Origin of the sequence: Mucilaginibacter sp. SG538B, from assembly GCF_013376065.1 — a bacterium.
Classification (GTDB): Bacteria; Bacteroidota; Bacteroidia; order Sphingobacteriales; family Sphingobacteriaceae; genus Mucilaginibacter; species Mucilaginibacter rubeus.
The window spans coordinates 77,436-95,307 of the sequence record NZ_JABMJI010000005.1 but is presented as its reverse complement, the minus strand read 5'-3'; the positions used below and the strand labels follow the sequence as shown (position 1 = coordinate 95,307).

The following is a 17,872-nucleotide window of genomic DNA, read 5'->3' as shown; positions in this document are numbered from 1 at the left end:
ACGAAAAGAAAACGGCGAACCGGCTTTCGCCCAATTTGGTCCATACCACGCCCGGCAGGTTGCGGGAGGAATGTATGACCGTTTTTACCGCGCGTTACGACCACCATCATGACGAAAAAATACTCCGGCAATTCTTCGGGCATCGCGAAGATGCCGCCGCGTATATGCGGGCGATCACCAATCTTAAAGCAGAGAAATTCAAACCGCTTGATAATTTTTTAAAGGGGGGTACCTCCGTAACCCAGGAAAAAAACATCGAGCTTTTGGCCTGGCTGATCGACTTCAGCCCCCGCCCCTACGCGTGGGACCGTTCCTATGTGGAATTAGAAAGGGTACATCATCCTGAAGCCGGACAAATGAATTTACCGGGGAGGATCTTAGAAGAGGAAAATCGGGAAGAAGAAAAGGAAGGGCCGACTGTCATGACTACGCCCGGTGTACCTGCAAAAACAAAAAATCAGTTGCCCGGTCACCACGCAGCGGAAACGCATGACCAGGCTGTTCTTCGTCCGCTCCCGGTTAAAACTGCCCGAAACTCAAGGTTAAGAAATACAGCTGTTTTGCTGTTGTTATTGTGTGCTTCAGGCGGAGGGATCTTTTGGGCCTGGAATGCGAAGAAAAGTAAGGAACAGTGCATGTGCTGGGCAGGGGACCATTACCGTTCCATCTCCTGCCGGGAGAAATTGAGCGGTTCGGATATTTTTGGGATGGACAGCCTGCAAATGGCCCATTTCAGAAAGATCACCAAGCCGGACACGCTCAGCCAAAGGTCACTGGGCCATGTCTGGTATTCCAAAATCGAGGGAGATGTCGAATTTTATACCGCGGGCGGCTTTCACCCGGTCCACCGGGAACGCAGGCTGAAGCCATTGACCATATACATCCTGAACAAATACGCCAGCCACGCTGTGCCGGTAACGGTGGCAAAGAACTAGCGGCAAGCTTTCATCAGCATGGAAGGCGCTTCGCTTCCAACACGGCAACAGCAACAAATGCCGGCCTGGATGTACGATTACCAGACAGGCAGGAAAGCGGATATAATTGCCATCAACCTCTAGCCTTCGCCGATACTTCTATAAGGAAAACGGGCGTTGACAGGCCTCCCACCAGTCAAAATCCCGCAAAAGCATGCCCTGCTACAACCAACAACCCGGGCAGCCGGCCTTGTATCCGGTTAAGTCGTTCAGCCTATTTTTTGCAAACCCCGCAGGTCAGCCCCTGCTTGGCACAGCGCTTACAATATTTACAATTCTTGCAGGCCCTGCATGGGTTCTCTCCCTTGCAGGTAGCGAAGCTGCTATTGGAGGCCTTGACAGTTAAATTAAAGCTTGCTTTACACAATAACGTCCCGGCAACCAGGAACAGCAGGACCAGGTGTCTTTTCATGATCATTCAGTTTTGGGTTCCTAAACTTACCAAACCCACCTGACAAATCAAACCTGTCAAAGTCATTTGATAAACAAATACTTAGCTTCATTAAAATACGTTTATCAAGTCTGAATTTTAAACCCTTTTCCGGGCTTTTTGCCGTCGTGACTTCTGATTTCAGAAAGAACATACTAAATTAATTAGCAAAATTTCAAATAAAGATCTTTACCTGTCATTTGCTTTCCTACATTTGCCACATGAAAAAACAAGTATTATCAGGAGCATTGATAGCGATATCGGCAGCTTTAATTTCATGGGGATACAAAGGGCACAGGGCTGTAGCGACGATAGCACAAAAGCATTTAACTCCAAATACCGCCTATGCGGTTTCCGCTTATTTGAAAGGCGAAAGCATGGCGGATGTGAGTACCTGGGCTGATGACCATCGCAACCCTACAACAAGTAAATGGCACTTTTTAAACCTCCCTTTGGGCCTAAGCCACCAGCAATTTGTTGACTTTGTTAATCAGCAAAGCAATGATAATGTTTACGGGGCCATACTTAAAGAGGAAGCTATTTTAAAAGATCAGGCTTCAACACCGGATCAAAAAAACAGCGCGCTTAAATACCTGATCCATTTAGTCGGTGATGCGCATCAGCCTATGCATGTCAGCCGTGCCGAAGATAAGGGAGGCAATACGATCCAGGTGCGGTTTGATCATGCAGGCACTAACCTGCACAGTTTGTGGGACAGCAAGTTAATCGATCATGAGGGATTAAGTGAGGAAGAGATCGCCAAACAATATGACTGGGCCAATGATGCGCAAATCGAGAAATGGCAGGCTGCCAGCCCAATGGAATGGCTTTGGGAGAGCTATCAGATCAGTTCTGAACTTTACGCGGATATTAAATCAGGACAGCATATTGATGAAGCCTATTATAAAAAGTACATGCCAACCGTACACTTACGGATCGGTCAGGCTGGCATAAGATTGGCGGGAGAACTGAATAAGTTATTTAATGATACCAAAGAGAAGGCGATTAAAGCTGAACCGATTAGTGCCCCTGCGCTGTCAAACAATGCAGCTCCGGCTCAGCAGATCAAACTTGAGGATGTAAAAAATAATGTTGGGAGAGCTGTTTCTGTTACCGGGAAAGTGTTTAGTAGCAAAGATATCAAGAGCATGGTGTTGGTTAACCTCGGTGCGCCTTATCCCAAGCAGCTGCTGACCGTGGTGTTAAAGGGCGATGCCAGGCAATTAACATCTCAAATAGCAAATAGAACTATAACAGTGCAGGGAAAGATAATTGAATATCAGGGCAAGCCTGAGATTGTTGTTGAGGATACGCACGCTTTAAGTATTGAAAATTGATTTGACGAGGCTATAGTATTTCGGAACAGGAAACGTCAGGCTGATTAGGTCTGGCGTTTATTTTATATGTTTTCGTTCAATTGTTTCAGGTAAATACTGTTTCCATATCCGAACGCTCTATCGTTAAATTAACGCTGTGTTCGCCCTTCGGCCTTGTACAGTGAGGGACACCTTGGGGGATGGTGAGCACCATACCGGGCGATAACTCAAAAATCCGGTTTGGTGTTTCAATGATGACCACGCCTTCCGAGCCGATAAAGGTTTCGTCCGAATTCGGATGATAATGCCAGGGGTAGGGTGCTGTCATTACCCCCATGCGCACCACATGGTCATTTAGCTCGCTGATGGCCGTATTGAAATATGGGCTACTGTTGGCTGCCGACAACGAAAGCGGATCGATCAATTGCATCCTCATATCAGGCCCCCTTTTTTGCTTTCAAACTGCTCATCAGCTGGTCATAAAGATCATCGCTCTTAGCAGCTTTTGGTTTAAGCTTTTTGATCGTCGGCCGTTTACCTTTCGCCTTTGCCTCAATGATCTTCATCAACTCATCATGGTACTGATCTTTATATTTGGACAGGTCCAGCGGCTCTGCATATTGGTTGATGAGCGCCAGGCCCATGTCCAGTTCTTTTTTACTCACGGTGATATCATCATCGAGTGACAACTCCTGCTGGTCCCGGATCTGTTGCTGGAAGCGGATACGGGTAACTACGATATCCCTATCCACCGGGTGTACGATGCAAAGGCTCTCCGTGCTCCTCAGCACGAAACGCGCTAAGCCTGCCTTGCCCGACTTTTTCAGCGCCTCCAGCAACAATGCGTATGCCTTGTTTTTCTTCGTAGCGGGCTGGGTATAATAGGAACTTTCATAATACATCGGGTTGACCGAAGCCAGATCGACAAAATTTTCGATCTCGATCACTTTCGTTTTCTCCGGCGCTGCCGCCTCAAAGTCTGCCTCTTCGATGATTACGTAATCATCATCATATTTATAGCCTTTGACAATTTTGTCGTAGGGAACTTCCTTCCTGGTGTTTTCATTGACCCGCATGAATTTGATGTTCGCATGGTCACGGCTGTCTAGCATATCCAGGTCAAGCCTTGTTTCCTGCACAGCGGAGAAAAGCTTGATCGGGATACTTACGAGCCCGAAACCGATTGATCCTGTCCAGATTGATCTCATTGCTCCTTGTTTTTAAAGTCCAGGTGCTTATTGCCGGGATGCTGTAATTGAGCTTCAATCTGGTCAGCCAGCAAATAAAGTAATTCTTCTTTTAACCCGGCTTTGTTCTGGCATATATGAAGGAAATCCTGTGCATCCGGTTCAAAACTGGCTACCATGCTACCGCCCTCGTAGACCTGGTAACGGCACCGGATTTCGTCGTGGTGCGGATATTCTCCGACCTCAAAGTGATGAACCTCTTTATCTAATGTTATAGTGATCGGGTAATTGGCCATAAGGTTTCATAATAAATAACCCGGTACATGACCGGGTTATTTTGTTGTCAATAAATTAAACTACCGTGGTATCCCTCCTGAGGAATCCCAGGATCAGTGAAATAATAGCAATAACCAATAATACGTGGATCAGCCCGCCGGCTGCGTAAGCGAATGTTCCGATAGCCCATCCGATGATAAGGATGACAGCTACGATGTACAGTAATGATCTCATTTTATTTTTCTTTAAGTAGATGATATGATAAACAGGCAAAGCCGTTTCAATTGCTTGCCTGGTAAAAATTTTCTATCGCCGCATAGCATGATAAAAAAGCTGTCCCTAAAGACAGCCCTATAAAAACTACACGGAAATTAGATTTTTGCGGCATCCCGCAAGGCTTTGATCTGATCATGTGCAGCACTGATCTCCTGTGCCTGACTGCTGACTGTTTCGCGGGCGTTTACCGGCAGGTCTTCACTGTTCAAAGCATCCTGATAGGCTTTTTTGATAGCATCCTCACCCCTTTCGGCTTCCGATAAGATTCCGGCACGGTCGCTGCCACCAAATAAGGATTTGACATCGATCCAGGCGCGGTGCAAAGTACCGCTAACACTGTTACCGGTTTCTACGTCACCGACGTTACCTACCAGCGCCGCCAGTTCCTGGCTGTTTTTGCGGCTCTGTGCAGCATAACCCTGAAACAGTTCCTTAAGGTCAATATTTTCGTCTTTGATATCCGCGATTGCTTTTTCAAAACCGGCTACGCGGTCATTGTTGATCTCGATCAGGTCATTCATTACGCCTGTTGCTGCTGTTGTCGTACTCATCATGTTTTTCTTTTTGATAGGCTTGACTTATCTCCAATACCGTGCCATTTATAAGAAATAAATTTAATCAGTAAGAAATTTCAATTAAAGTACTTGCGGTGTATTTTTTTCTAAACGAACTGAATGTCTGATCAGACCCGCCCGCCACCTCAAACATTTCACCGGGTAGGCCGGCGGCCATCAGGCCCCGGCTGGCTTGTTGACGCGAAATTATACGTGTTTTTTGGCGGGTGAAAAGGAGAACAACACCTTATCAGAAGCCGTAAACATGGGTGTTTGTCAGCCGTCAACCATGCTCCGATTTTAAAACACATGCACATGATCTAAAAACTAACAGGTAAACTCATCCCTGATCCGGTTATGGATGACGATCAAATCCAGATCGCGTTGAAGCCTTGCTGTGTCTTCATGACTTCCTGTTCCAGATAAGTATTTAACGGCCATTTTATACAGGGCGAATAATATAACAATAGTGACAAAGTTGAAAAGCCAGCGGTCAAACCGCCCGTCATTGAAAAAATCATTGATATAAACAAATGGCGTCTTTTTTACTGAACTGGTAGGATTTTCTAAATTTACAGTAAATAATATGCTTCGCTAAAATGCAGAAGATACCAGTCAGACATTTAAAGTCAGATCTAAACGATCCGGATATTAACTCAAAACTCAATATCTGGAGTTTGAGGGAATTGCTGGGCGGTGAAGATATGGTTCAGGAAATTCATCGGCATAGCTTCTACTTAATGCTCATCATTGACAAAGGGAACGGTGAGCATATTATTGACTTCACCAGCCACCCTGTTTCCGATCAAAACATCTTTATAATTAGGCCCGGACAGGTTCACGGGCTTAAATTGCATTCGAGATCTGAAGGCTATATGCTTCAATTAACCGATGAACTTTGCTCACATTTTGACGAAACAACAAAACATATCCTGAAAAAGATCAGCCGGAAGAATTTTTACCCTACGGATACGGCTACGTCGCAAAAGATCTTTTCCATCATAAGAACCACAATACGGGAAATCTTTGAAAAAAGGGAAATGTATCATTATGCTGTACTATCAAATCTGCAGTTATTGTTCGTGGAACTGTTGCGCCAAAAGAATAAGTTTGAAGGCACATTCGATGAAAAAGTCTCCTATCATCTGGAAAAATTAGAACAATTCCAGGACTTGATCACGGACAATATTGCAAATCAAAAACAGGTTCTTTGGTATGCAGGGAAAATGAACCTGTCAACCTACCAGTTAAATACCATCACGAAAATAACTTTAGGCAAATCAAGTGCTGAGGTGATCAACGATTATATACTGCTTGAAACAAAGCGGTATCTTCTTGCAACCAACAACCGGGTAAACCAGATCTCCTGGCATCTTGGCTACGAAGACGTTTCTTATTTTATTCGTTTCTTTAAAAAGCATACCGGCTTTTCACCCGAAGCTTTCCGGAATAATTTCAAGTAAGTCCTGTACAACTTGATTTTCGTCCTATCCACGTCGCAATCCTTGCAAATACCTTTGTATTAATAAAATACGAAGTGTATGAACATTATGGTAAAGGTTGTTATTGCAGGTATTGCCGGCACGTTCGCGACAGATATATGGACATTTCTTCTGAGGCTATTCGGAGTGCATTCTCACGGATTATTGCTGGTGGGCCTGTGGGTAAAATCACATCTGCCTTCCGTGTTGCAAGGTCAATTAGCTGGTAAAGAATTGTTAATTGGCTGGACAGCCCATTATCTCCTGGGCATTTCCTTTGCATTCCTTCTTATCCCGATGTATGGAAAAAAATGGTTCCGGCAACCTACTGCTTTTTCTGCGCTGGTTTTAGCCCTTGTGACGTTTGTCATCAGTCTATTCATTATTCAACCCATGCTGAACTTTGGTATTGCATTTTCCAAATTTCGGACACAGCCGGTAATACTGCTCAAGGTCCTTGCTTTTCACCTTATCTATAGTCTGGGTGTTTATGCATTCCTCCGTGCGTTGAAAAAGAAAAACGCTCCATCAAATCTCGAATGCGAACTTCAACATGGAAAATAAAAATCAAGGAATACTGACTGTCGTCTCACTCTCGGTACTATTGGCATCGCTGGGAACCAGCATCGTCAATATAGCGCTTCCGTCTTTCATCACTTATTTTTCAGCAAGCTTTCAATATGTGCAATGGACCGTGATCGCGTATCTGATTGCAATTACCGTTTTTGTGACCGTCGCCGGAAAGCTGGTAGACCAATATGGGCATCGACGGGTTTTACTTTCCGGAATTACGCTATTCACGCTTTCTTCATTCTCATCAGCATTTGCAAAAGATATTTTGCTGCTCATTATGCTGCGAGGGGTTCAGGGAATAGGCGCTGCCGTCCTGTCAACGGTAAGTATGGTAATGGTAAGAAATAGTATGAACAAAGTAAAAATGGGTTTCGCCATGGGAATGCTGGGAACCTCTTCGGCGATCGGAACAGCAATGGGACCTTCGGTTGGCGGTGTGTTATTGGCCAATTTTGGTTGGCCGGCCATATTTTTTTTCCTGGCGACCCTTGGATTATCTGTTTTGCTCCTGGCAATGCGATTCGTCAAAAATAAAGATCGTATGAATAAGCAGGGCTCGCCTATCAACTTTATGGCCCTGGTCCTGCTTTTGTTGTCAACAGGTACTTATGCCCTCGCGATGACCATAAGCAAAGACAGGTTTACAATTAATACTCTTGTACTGATCATACTTTCCGTAATTTTAGCCTGGTGCTTTTTTCAGATCCAGCAACGTAGCAGCCAGTTTCTGATCGATACCACAGCGCTGAAAAATAAGACACTTATAAGTTCTCTATTCGCAAATTTCATCGTAGCTACTGTGATGATGACCACGCTCATTGTGGGACCATTTTTTCTGAGTGCCGGATTGCGGTTTAATGAGTTGACAGTAGGCTTGACCATGACAGCCGGACCGGTTATTTCCATTCTGACCGGCATCCCTTCCGGTAAAATCGTAGATAAATCAGGGGCAAAACTGACGATGCGGGCCAGCATGCTTCTCATGCTTACAGGCACCATTGCATTGGCTTTTCTACCAGCTAACTGGGGATGGACCGGTTATGTTTTCGGTATTCTATTGCTCACGCCAGGGTACCAATTGTTCCAGGCCGCCAATAATACTTCGGTGATGACCGCGATCGGGGAAAAACAGAGTGGCATTGTTTCCGGAGTACTCAACTTATTCAGGAACGCGGGTTTAATTACCGGAGCATCGCTGATGGGAGGCGTATTCTCCATGACTACGAAAAACGCACCTGGGTCAATAAATAAAACGGACAGGATTTTTTTTGGAATGGAAATCACTTTCCTCACGGCATCCCTTTTTATCCTTCTGATATTGGTAAAAGCGTTTTTAAAAAAGAGATAGTTCGCATCATTTAATGAAATTAATAAACAGATCAATGTCGCCGGCTTGGGTAATTTCGCCTCCTGCTAATTGTACTATTTCTCCCGTAATCATTCCATAGATTCCGGCTTTCTCGACGTTTGTTCCAGTTTTTAATTTAGTTGCGGTATTGTCTATGGCCCGGGAAGTATTAACCATTGTCTCGGGATCCATTCTGTACATTAGAGCCTTGGCCGTTTGGACTGGATGTGTTACCGCATGTACAATGCCAGTGACAGCTCCAATCTCTACCCGCTGGTCAGGGAGGCCTGTGATCCGGCCCGCCCATTCACCTTCAACGACCATCCGTCCCTCCAGTTTCAAACCGATTTCGCTAAAAAAAGCAATCGCTTTATCCAGGGATTCCACCACTGTCAGCTCAAAGGCGATCAAGGCGGCGTTGACCAATCCGGTAAAGAGCCTAAAGAGCGAATAATTTTTTAATGTTACCCAGATCAACGGGATTGTAAAAGGCACTATAACCGGCAACATCGTAAAGTATATAATGGCCATAGTCATCCCAGCCATCTTTGCTAAATAAAAAGCACGGATATTTTTTAGAAATGTAAGAGCCTGTTTAAAAACGGTTCAACATAATTCTTATGGCGGATAAATGAATAATTGCAGCACTTGTAGAGTTGAATCGCTCATAATTTTTAGCTGCTCTGCGATTGGTATCGATCCAGGCGAAAGTTCGTTCAACAATCCATCGTTTAGGAAGTACTTTGAAGAAGTGTAATTCGCTTCTTTTGATCACCTCAAAAACTATTTTGAACATCTTCTTTACTTTATCAATTAACGCGCCCCGATAACCGTTATCAGCAATAACAACAATGAACAATGAAGTAAAAAAACGCCTTGACTGGGTTAAGCTTTACGAATCCATTGGCGTGGCAGGTGTTGTTTGCATGCGTTGCGTTATCAGCCGTCCAACACTTCGAAAATGGATTAAAAGATATAAGGAATTTGGTATTGACGGCCTTAATGAACACAGTAGAAGACCACATAAAATATACACTCAGATAACCTTAGAAGATGAGCACCGAGTTCTTGATTTAAGAGATAATCGAAAGCTCGGTCACCGTAGCATTGCCAACGAAATGAAGCGTTTATATGATCGCTCCTTGTACCTGGCGACCGCGTTCAAATGGATGTTTGCAAATAGCGGGCAAGCTTTATCAAAAAACTGCAATCGATGATTGCAGCCGTTTTAAGGCTGTTGAACTCTTCTCCAGACGAACAGCATCTAATACTTTGAGGTTCCTTGAACAGTAATCGAACAGATGCCTTTCCCTATACAACGTATTCAAACGATAGAGGTAATGAGTTTTTCGCCTATTCATTTCAGGAAAGGCTTATGGAGTACGGCATTAAGTTCCGGCCGATAAAACCACGATCTCCCCACCTCAATGGGAAAGTCGAAAGAACCCAAAGAACTGATCTTGATGAATTTTATTCTACCGTTGATATTAAAGATCCAGACCTGCCTAATCTGCTTTCACAATGGCAATTTCACTATAATTGGTTTAGGGCACACAGCTCTTTAAAAGGAAAATCCCCAATACAAGTGGTTAATGAACTAGCTGATAAAACACCTGTATGGGATGAGGTTAGTAGCATGTATGATCCTTTGAAAGAAAGAATTAAAGTCCAAAATTATTGGCTTGATTCTAAGCTATATAAGTGAAACGATGTCTGTAAATCTCACACATTTAGGTCTGGCGTTTATTTGTGTAATTTGTGCTTGACTGTTTTCCGGCGTAGCTAATTTTGTGACCGCGGCGCTGTGACTAACCGGTAACCCGCGGGCGGGAAAGGCAGGTGTGTATGAGGAACGAATATACTCCTGCACGTGCTTCTTTGGTGTTTCTCTGTTGATCGACAATAGCTATCGCTAGTGCAATTATATTTTGCTTTTCCACCGCCCTCTCCGCCTTAGCATTAAAGTAACAGGATCGCTCGTTAATCCAGCCGTGATTGTTTCTACTATTGTCTTCAAATTGATTAGCGACAGCGATTTATTTCATTTCTAATTAGGCAGGATATAGTATAATGGATTCGAATGGTTGCAAAACGAGGGGCCCGGCACCGTGCGGATCATTTTTTCCATCGTTGTAAGCTTTTGTCAATGTATAGGTTTGTGCACTAATTGTTGCATTGATATAAAAAAGCACACCGCTTAGGTCTGGTGGTGTTACAGCAGCTTCGGAAAGATTTATGTTATCCAACGATACAGGTCCGGTATTTGCCAGTATTCTAAACACCAAAAGCCCCCCAGCCATATCAAACGGCGCTTGTAGTATAATGCTGTTTTCCATACGCAAGCCTGCTTTAATTCTTAAATAGTTGAATTCTGTTGCATTAAGAATGATCGCCGGGGTGCCTTGCCGCTGGAAGTATATAGCAAGAACTCCATTATGGGCAGCAAAAAAACTAAACTTGAGCAAATATTGCTTTCCGGCAACAAGGCTCTCTGTTGGATTTACAGCATTGAAGATTACAAAGGCGTCCGCTGTATTTACTGTAGGTGTCACTATTAATGTACCGCCGTCTAAAGTGCTTCCTGGAGATCCGACTGGATCGCTATTTTGCCAGCTTACAGTAGACGAACCCGCATTAAGGCTTCGTATTTTTCCGGCAGCAGTCGACAGATTTATGCTTGTCGCATCGTCAAAAGTTTGAGTTGCCGGCGAAAACATAGATTTTACCGATCCTGCTGCATAAACAGGTGGCACCGGCCATTCGGCCTCCGAGGAACCTGCGTCTACGCTGTATAAAGCCTTCCATCCTTCTAAATCGGTTATGGTTTGTGTAAGGTTGGAACCACTTACTATCCTTCGATAAAAGAAAAAATTATCTTTTCCCATCGGCCTTTGATAATAGTTTTTATCGCCCGATAACGTCAGAACTGTCGGCTGATTGATGTTACTTACTTCAACTAGATAATTATTGGGGAATGTAGTCCAAATAATATTGCCATTAAACGTTATGATACTGCTATCACCAGAGGGACTGGTTTGTCCTGAATTTAGAATATATAAACCACCTGCATAGGATGTGTTGTGAACATTCGGACAATTATAAATAGTGTTGTTTTCGACGTCAATATTGGTTGATGAATGTAGTAGAATGCCAGATGCAATGCAATTACTGACTGTATTATTGGACATCACGATTTCTCTGCTTCCATTATCGGCATAAATACCATGTGCTTTGGGGGTATTGTCATAAATACCATCGGTATATCCAACTCCGTTTAGTATAATATTTTTATTAATAGTGCGAGAAAGGCCTTCATAGCTAAAAGGAGCGGAAGTGCTATTGAATGTATAGATGCCACCGCCATCGTCTTTATTAACACAAAATGTATCGATGTAATTTTTTTCAATTGTGTAGCTGGCTCCCTGAAAACTAATCGCATTATAACCGCACCTTAAGATTGTGTTTAGAGAAATGATATTGTTAAAATTCTGCAAAGGGTCCTGGTTAGTCGTAGATATACCCATCCCGTTACCATCTCCTGATTGCCCCATTCCCGCAATAGTATGGATGTCATTAATTATATTACCGGTTATCGTACAGTTGGTTGGGGCGAAAAGAGTAATACCATTATTGTTGCAGTTGCTTATCGTGCAGCCGGATATGGTCAAATTTGATGGTGTATCGAAGTTAATAGCGTCTTGTCCGATGTTATTGAAGCCGCAGTTCAAAATTTTGATGTTGGAACATCCGTTACCTCCATTTATTCCGAATTGGTTTGCTCCTTCAAAATTAATTCCAGTGATCGTATGGTATCCTTTTCCCGACAGAAAAGATACGTTGCTATCTATATTAGGAACGCCAATCTGGCATGACGACGGGTTCATAACCCCAAAGTACATGGTAATTACTTTGGTAACGCCGTTGTAACACCAATCACCTAAAGAGTTTAAACACCCGACGTGATTTTGAATAAAGTATCCGTAACCGGCTATCGGGTTATAGTTATTACCTTTAGGATCGCTATTAAAATTTATGATTCCTGCTGATGTATTTTTCCAGATCGTTCCACGATCATAGATCCAGCGTTGTTTACGTGTGACTATTTGCCCCCCGTTAAAATCAGATGAAAGTGAACTGTCCGTTATTCCTGCAATAAGAGAATAAGGAGCGGTTCCGTTATTCCCAGGAACAATAGCTGGACCGCCTGGCGTTAAAGAAAGTTCAAAATTGTTTGTTGATACAGTCAGCGACTTTATATAATATAGTGTATTAGCAGATAAACCCGACGGTAGAACGCCTGTAGCTGATAACCTTACGGTGGAAACACCCGCAACAAATCCGCTAATATCATCGGATGCAGTGAACACTGATTGACCGCTGGTGGCAGTGAAATTAATCAGAGACAAACTTGTGGCTTTTTTGAAATTTGATCGCGTGATCGTTATCGTGCCATAATATGATTCTGAAGTAGTTATTGATGTGCCACCCGGGGAGGCAGCTAATTGAAATGAATTTGAAGTTAAACCGGACGCGATCACATAGTACCCCGCATCAGCGACTAGCCCAAAAGGCAAAGTTCCGGTAGTTGAAAAGGTTACTATATCATTTACAACGAATCCGTGGATAGCCGCCGTGATAAACACCGGTGAGTTACCTATGGTCATAGTAGAACAAACATGTTTCGTATTTCTCAGTGATGGAAACCGACCTATCGGCTGATTTGCACCTTTAAAAGTAACCATATTGAGTCCTGCTATTGCTGCGGATAAGGTCAAAGATGCTAAATTACCTGCCGGAGACCATGCTGGCAAAGTTGGTATAAATCCGCTTATTATCGGTGGCGTTGTAACTCCGGTATCACTGTATGCGCCCCAGTTTATCATGTTATTAACGTCACCAGAATCTTTTATGACAAGTTTTTCATTCCATATATCACCACGATTAAAGTAAACCGCATCTCCAGGTGAGAGCGTAATGCTATTAATTTTATTAATCGTTTTCCAAGGCTGTGTGCTTGATGTTCCTATATTGGAATCCGAACCCGAATTTGCTACAAAATAATTTGCCATTTTTATGATTGTTAATCTTGATAGTGTATTTCTAATTAGTCGCTTGATACAATAGCGTTTAATAAGTGCTAACCAAATTTGGCGCCGCTCTTTTTTATCCCGATAACCTGAATAAGAACTCAATAAACGATCGCTTGTTATCGTGATTAATTATTCTTTCGATTGATTCTCAAAAAAGCTGGAAGCTTTGTAAGCGTTTATCTTAGAATAATACCTTTAAATTACCGATAACTTCACCGAACCCGCTTGTTGAGGGGAGAAGATTTTTGTAACGCAAATTTGTAATAAGATGCTACCATAAGACAGTTAATTTAGGTTTATTTGATATCCATAAAGATACTTCCGTGAAAGGAAGTTTACAAACATATATACAAAATTCTCATGGCATCTATAAGCTTGTGGCGAATATTTCTGGCGTAGACCTATTAATTGTTGGTACACCTACCCCCCAGTCATATCACCGCTTAACAACTGGGACCTTAATGCGTAGGTAATTTCGTGACCGCGGTGCTATGACTATTCAATATTCTGTGGGCGGGGAAGGCAGGTGTGTATGAGAAACGAATACACTCCTACACGCGCGGCGGCGCGGCTGGCGGCGCAATGGAACCCGAAGCGAAGTGCGTGATGTAATGTAGCCGCTTGCCGCAACCTTCAGTGCTTACCTGCCCACCGGTGCTGCGGCGAGTTTCAAAAGGATTTCGCCTATCCGGGCCCGGGCGCATTACATGGCCAATCCGACGCTCGGCGTATTAACCAGAGGGCCAAACGAAGAACTGCTGATCGCCGGACGGCTGATCAAAGCCGGTAGACCTTTGGTGCTGGATATCCTGGCGATCACTACGCTGTCAAGTCTGGGGGCGCTGGATGACCTGAACAAACTTCTGAATCCAAAGATCGTTACCCGCTTCTCGCGGGGAGAGCTTTACGACCAGATCAAGGAGCAGGAGCGCAGCAGCCAGAGCGGCACTTTCAGCTTCGGCTATGAGGATGGCCGGTATGCCGCACTACCGGAATACTGATCCGAAGGAGGGTCTCCGCGCAATAGCCCGAACGACACAAACTATAGAGACCAACCTCGATCAAGTAAAAAGAGCCATTACTCCGAAAGCATTTGCCTGATAACATCCAAGCATCCGTCGTTGTTCGTTCTAACGAATCTGATATCCCGGCACTGGTTGAACAGGACAAAAGCTTTCAATGCCTCCACAAATTTACCGATGAGCTCGCCGTTCAGACTGACGTCTTCAAAATGAAGGTTATGAACAATCAGTATTTTTTGTTTCCGGTCGGCTTTGGCATCCATCCGGGCAATAAAAGTGTCACCGGCCAGTACCGGTAAGGAGAAATAACCATATTTGCGTTTAGGTGCAGGAACGAAACATTCAATCTGGTAATCAAAATCAAAAAAGTCCTTTAAACGATGACGAAAGACATTCAGAATATCGAAGGGAGAAAGAATGAAAACATCGCCTGCTATTTCTATGTCTGTGGCCTGGTTGCTCAACATATACAGGGGAGCGGTCTTCAGCCCATCTACGATGACGTTTCTTAACTCGCCGTTCACCACCATTTCCTCCAATACCTTTTTAACCACGTTGCCCTTTACACGACGCGCCCGCCAGGCGATCTCTTTCGCGTAAGCCACCCCAAGTCCTCCCAGTGTACGGCGGATGATATACCGGGCAAATTCTTCAGCAGCGGGTACGGTCTGATCGGTTTCTGCGGGAACCAGGTTTAGCGGCAGGTCATACTTTTTTTTAAAGTTCTTGCCGCGCACAACCATAAGCTTACCTTCAAAATAAAGTCTTTCGAGCGCTACCTTAGCCGGGCGCCAGTCCCACCAGCCGGTACTCGCTTCAACACGGTCATCATCAAAATCGCCCACGGTCAGCGAACCCTCTCTTTCCACCCGGTCCAGGACGCTCCTCATCAAACGGGATTCCGCTGGGCTTAGGGGCTTTCCGTTATTTGCAAAACTTTCCTTGACCGGCAAGGAATATCTAAAATCATGCATGGGGAGATAGCCTGCATCAGAGGTGAAATACTCGAAGACCAGTCCTTCTTCAACCAGTTCTGCCAGCCATTGCGTTTCATAATCAGGGATACGCGCGAACATGACCTGGTGATGAGCCCGCTCCACGACGAAATTCGTATCCAGTTGCACAAAACCCAAATGATCGATCACACTATAAACAGCGTCGATCCCCGTACCAAACTGCGCTTTTCGCGCAAGTCCCGCAGCATGTAGTACGATCTTTCGTACCTGTGCTTTAGTCAATATTACTTTGTTATTCATCAGACGGATCCAAAAGACCAATATCGAATGTATTAAAAATTTGGAGGAGTTAAAAACCGACAGCTATATGGTCACTTTAACTATTGACTTTGCAGGTCTTTTAAAATCAATACACTGTAGAGCGTAACGATAAGCTTCCATTGGCTACACCCTTGATCTCTTGAACTGCCTGCATTTGCACTTTAGTGCCAAAGGAGCATACGCCGACAAGATTTCTGTACAATTGTTATTTCTGTCGAAATTCCCCGGCATTATCCATGAGGAAAAGCTGAGGCTTGCCGCTGAACAGCAGCAGGATACCCAGGGTTTTGTCCTGGATAAACTCGAAGCTATGGACCCGGTCCTGTTTCCTTTGTCAGGGTACTGGGAAGACTTTAAGTTAAAGACGATCCAATATTACCTGGAAAAATTCACCGGCATCATCGGCATAGCCTCAAAAATGTTTTAAATTAGGCTGCGATCTGAAAACTGAGTCAGATCGTAATTTTTTAATCAATCATAAGGCTTATACTGTCCATCTTATTTTGACAATACTCCCGATAAAAGCATTTTCTCAGGAGGTACCATCTGATAGTCTTGCAAATCTTTCGCGAAATGCGATGTTCACCTATGCTTACATTCAAATTGAAGGTAAATTACTTTCGAAAAAACTAAAAGTGGATGTTGATTTTGGAGATACCCCGGAGCAGTTGAAGGCCGGAAAGGAGTATTCCGATAAGCTTACAGGTAAAAAGTCATATGCTGCTATCTTAAATTTCATGGTCCAAAACAAATTCGAACTCGTCCAAACGCTCGGATACACGGAAGCCTATTCGGGAACAGGCGGCACTACAGGCATTGTTTTTATCATGAAGAAAAATACAGCGCCCCGATAGCCATTCGTAATGATCAACTTGCGTAAAAGTAATCCTGTGGTTATTTGTCAATGCTTTCACTTTCTCCTGATGCTCAGCGAAAAGCGAGGCAGTACCGTTTTTCGCCCTTGGTTTTTCCCTTCACCAGCCTAATCCTCTTGCCTCGTTTCTAAATGCCGTTACTATTGTGGCAGGTCAATCTGAACCCTTATTCAAACAATTCCTGACTATCGACATAATAGGTTTTGCGTTTATCGAGCTCGGCTTTAAGAATAGGTTCACCACTAAGTATCAAGGTTTGTTTCTGCAGGTGCACCTGCAGAAAACCGCGTTCCTTTTCAGTGATGGTATCCGGAAAGTTTTTACGAATCGTTTGTTTAGAATTCAGAGCAGATACGCTTGCCTCAAAATAACCTACTAATTGTAGATGATAAACATTCGTGCCCCTATTTGTAAACAATCGATTGCGTTTATACTTCTTAGTTTTGCCACATTAAAAACTCAGAAATCTTCGATTATCTTGTCTAATTTAATTAAGAGCTCCGTTTACTGTTCGGAACCAACCTTATATTATAAACTATTCAATTATACTTTCTTAAAGTATGTAATTGTGTATATGTACTTTTTTGAGTGCTTTCGTACAGAATTGCAATATACCGGCGAAAACCGGCCGATCCGATTATCTCATAGATGCAAAACTAAGGATGATGAATTACCCTTACAATGACGAAGTACCAATTGAAATTATGAAAAGGTGCTTTTAGTACTACATAATGAATCAGAAATAAAAACCCAACTATCAGTTGTCTCCCGGTATAGGAAAGCATATAATGATCAATTCGAAAAAGAAAATTTCACCAATTATTTTAGGTTGCTTGCTTCATTGTAATGTTTTTGCCCAAAGTAACAATCTAAACAAAACGCCCAAAGCCATTAGAAAAATCAGCCTTTATTTTAAAAAGTTGAACTGATGTTAATCGATATGCCGAGTGGAAAATACAGGCTGGAGATCTATCAACAGGCTACAAAGTGAACGATAGATATACCAGCTATCTATCATTTAATAAGCTTGGCCAGCGTAGTAAAACCCAAACCGACTTGCTTAAAGCAGAATGATGGCGCTGCAATTTTGAAAGAAAATACCACCGTTAATGATGAAGGAACTTTTTCAAAAAACTTAGATCAGTGAGAACGATGTTTTCATAATCAATATGGTAAAGCTTTAATAAATTTAA

19 protein-coding genes and 1 pseudogene are annotated in these 17,872 nt (G+C 43.4%); 10 read left to right on the top strand and 10 right to left on the bottom strand.

The annotated features are described in order from the left end of the window. Window positions 1–74: 74 nt before the first annotated feature. From FHW88_RS23910 to FHW88_RS23900, 3 genes are all read left to right on the top strand, one after another. Window positions 75–935, top strand: a complete 861-nt coding sequence (locus FHW88_RS23910) for a hypothetical protein (protein WP_176628175.1) — start codon at window positions 75–77, stop codon at window positions 933–935. A gap of 193 nt (window positions 936–1,128) precedes the next feature. Then, entirely contained in the window at window positions 1,129–1,320 is a 192-nt protein-coding gene (locus FHW88_RS23905; RefSeq protein WP_176628174.1) for a hypothetical protein, read from the top strand. A 305-nt stretch (window positions 1,321–1,625) separates the two neighbouring features. After that, window positions 1,626–2,741: a S1/P1 nuclease gene (locus FHW88_RS23900; RefSeq protein WP_176628173.1), complete on the top strand. Its 1,116-nt coding sequence runs from the start codon at window positions 1,626–1,628 to the stop codon at window positions 2,739–2,741. An 85-nt stretch (window positions 2,742–2,826) separates the two neighbouring features. On the opposite strand, the gene FHW88_RS23895 is transcribed toward FHW88_RS23900, so the two are convergent. The 5 genes from FHW88_RS23895 to FHW88_RS23875 all read right to left on the bottom strand — a co-directional run bounded on the left by FHW88_RS23895 (window position 2,827) and on the right by FHW88_RS23875 (window position 5,010). After that, the gene (locus FHW88_RS23895; protein WP_176628172.1) at window positions 2,827–3,156 is read right to left on the bottom strand and encodes a cupin domain-containing protein; all 330 of its coding nucleotides are present in this window, start codon (window positions 3,154–3,156) and stop codon (window positions 2,827–2,829) included. 1 nt (window position 3,157) lies between these two features. Beyond that, window positions 3,158–3,928: a Ku protein gene (locus tag FHW88_RS23890; RefSeq protein ID WP_176628171.1), complete on the bottom strand. Its 771-nt coding sequence runs from the start codon at window positions 3,926–3,928 to the stop codon at window positions 3,158–3,160. Further along, window positions 3,925–4,203 (bottom strand): hypothetical protein, encoded by a 279-nt coding sequence (locus FHW88_RS23885; protein WP_176628170.1) that lies wholly within the window; start codon window positions 4,201–4,203, stop codon window positions 3,925–3,927. The genes FHW88_RS23890 and FHW88_RS23885 overlap by 4 nt, the downstream gene beginning before the upstream one ends. Window positions 4,204–4,258: 55 nt before the next feature. Then, window positions 4,259–4,417 (bottom strand): lmo0937 family membrane protein, encoded by a 159-nt coding sequence (locus FHW88_RS23880; protein WP_143020773.1) that lies wholly within the window; start codon window positions 4,415–4,417, stop codon window positions 4,259–4,261. A 137-nt stretch (window positions 4,418–4,554) separates the two neighbouring features. Beyond that, window positions 4,555–5,010 carry a ferritin-like domain-containing protein gene (locus tag FHW88_RS23875; RefSeq protein ID WP_176628169.1) on the bottom strand — a complete coding sequence of 152 codons (456 nt, stop codon included), beginning with the start codon at window positions 5,008–5,010 and terminating at the stop codon, window positions 4,555–4,557. A 602-nt stretch (window positions 5,011–5,612) separates the two neighbouring features. Between FHW88_RS23875 and FHW88_RS23870 the strand changes: the two genes are divergently transcribed. From FHW88_RS23870 to FHW88_RS23860, 3 genes are all read left to right on the top strand, one after another. Then, complete coding sequence (locus tag FHW88_RS23870) at window positions 5,613–6,476, top strand: helix-turn-helix domain-containing protein (RefSeq protein ID WP_176628168.1); 864 nt, start codon at window positions 5,613–5,615, stop codon at window positions 6,474–6,476. Window positions 6,477–6,554: 78 nt separating this feature from the next. Continuing rightward, window positions 6,555–7,058 carry a DUF2938 family protein gene (locus FHW88_RS23865; protein WP_176628167.1) on the top strand — a complete coding sequence of 168 codons (504 nt, stop codon included), beginning with the start codon at window positions 6,555–6,557 and terminating at the stop codon, window positions 7,056–7,058. After that, window positions 7,048–8,415 (top strand): MFS transporter, encoded by a 1,368-nt coding sequence (locus FHW88_RS23860; protein WP_176628166.1) that lies wholly within the window; start codon window positions 7,048–7,050, stop codon window positions 8,413–8,415. Before FHW88_RS23865 ends, FHW88_RS23860 begins: the two co-directional genes overlap by 11 nt. Before the next feature lie 6 nt (window positions 8,416–8,421). Here the strand turns inward: FHW88_RS23860 and FHW88_RS30040 are convergent, their stop codons facing one another. Both FHW88_RS30040 and FHW88_RS30445 read right to left on the bottom strand, forming a co-directional pair. Further along, a complete protein-coding gene (locus FHW88_RS30040) occupies window positions 8,422–8,925 on the bottom strand; it encodes a hypothetical protein (RefSeq protein WP_218117302.1) in 504 nt (167 codons plus the stop codon). Between the two features lie 85 nt (window positions 8,926–9,010). Continuing rightward, a complete protein-coding gene (locus tag FHW88_RS30445) occupies window positions 9,011–9,274 on the bottom strand; it encodes a transposase (protein WP_176628165.1) in 264 nt (87 codons plus the stop codon). Between FHW88_RS30445 and FHW88_RS23845 the strand changes: the two are divergent. After that, window positions 9,267–10,134, top strand: a pseudogene (locus FHW88_RS23845) (DDE-type integrase/transposase/recombinase). The gene FHW88_RS30445 and the pseudogene FHW88_RS23845 overlap by 8 nt on opposite strands. 332 nt (window positions 10,135–10,466) lie before the next feature. Here the strand turns inward: FHW88_RS23845 and FHW88_RS23840 are convergent. Further along, complete coding sequence (locus tag FHW88_RS23840; RefSeq protein ID WP_176628164.1) at window positions 10,467–13,484, bottom strand: right-handed parallel beta-helix repeat-containing protein; 3,018 nt, start codon at window positions 13,482–13,484, stop codon at window positions 10,467–10,469. Window positions 13,485–14,212: 728 nt separating this feature from the next. Between FHW88_RS23840 and FHW88_RS23835 the strand changes: the two genes are divergently transcribed. Continuing rightward, window positions 14,213–14,506, top strand: a complete 294-nt coding sequence (locus FHW88_RS23835) for a hypothetical protein (protein ID WP_176628163.1) — start codon at window positions 14,213–14,215, stop codon at window positions 14,504–14,506. A gap of 77 nt (window positions 14,507–14,583) precedes the next feature. On the opposite strand, the gene FHW88_RS23830 is transcribed toward FHW88_RS23835, so the two are convergent. After that, window positions 14,584–15,783 carry a winged helix-turn-helix domain-containing protein gene (locus tag FHW88_RS23830; RefSeq protein ID WP_176628162.1) on the bottom strand — a complete coding sequence of 400 codons (1,200 nt, stop codon included), beginning with the start codon at window positions 15,781–15,783 and terminating at the stop codon, window positions 14,584–14,586. Between the two features lie 160 nt (window positions 15,784–15,943). Between FHW88_RS23830 and FHW88_RS23825 the strand changes: the two genes are divergently transcribed. Next, on the top strand, window positions 15,944–16,231 hold the full coding sequence (locus tag FHW88_RS23825) for a hypothetical protein (RefSeq protein ID WP_176628161.1): 288 nt from the start codon (window positions 15,944–15,946) through the stop codon (window positions 16,229–16,231). A gap of 76 nt (window positions 16,232–16,307) precedes the next feature. Next, a complete protein-coding gene (locus FHW88_RS23820) occupies window positions 16,308–16,658 on the top strand; it encodes a hypothetical protein (protein ID WP_176628160.1) in 351 nt (116 codons plus the stop codon). A gap of 187 nt (window positions 16,659–16,845) precedes the next feature. Here FHW88_RS23820 and FHW88_RS23815 read toward each other — a convergent pair whose 3' ends face one another. Next, complete coding sequence (locus FHW88_RS23815) at window positions 16,846–17,097, bottom strand: hypothetical protein (RefSeq protein WP_176628159.1); 252 nt, start codon at window positions 17,095–17,097, stop codon at window positions 16,846–16,848. Window positions 17,098–17,872: the final 775 nt, after the last annotated feature.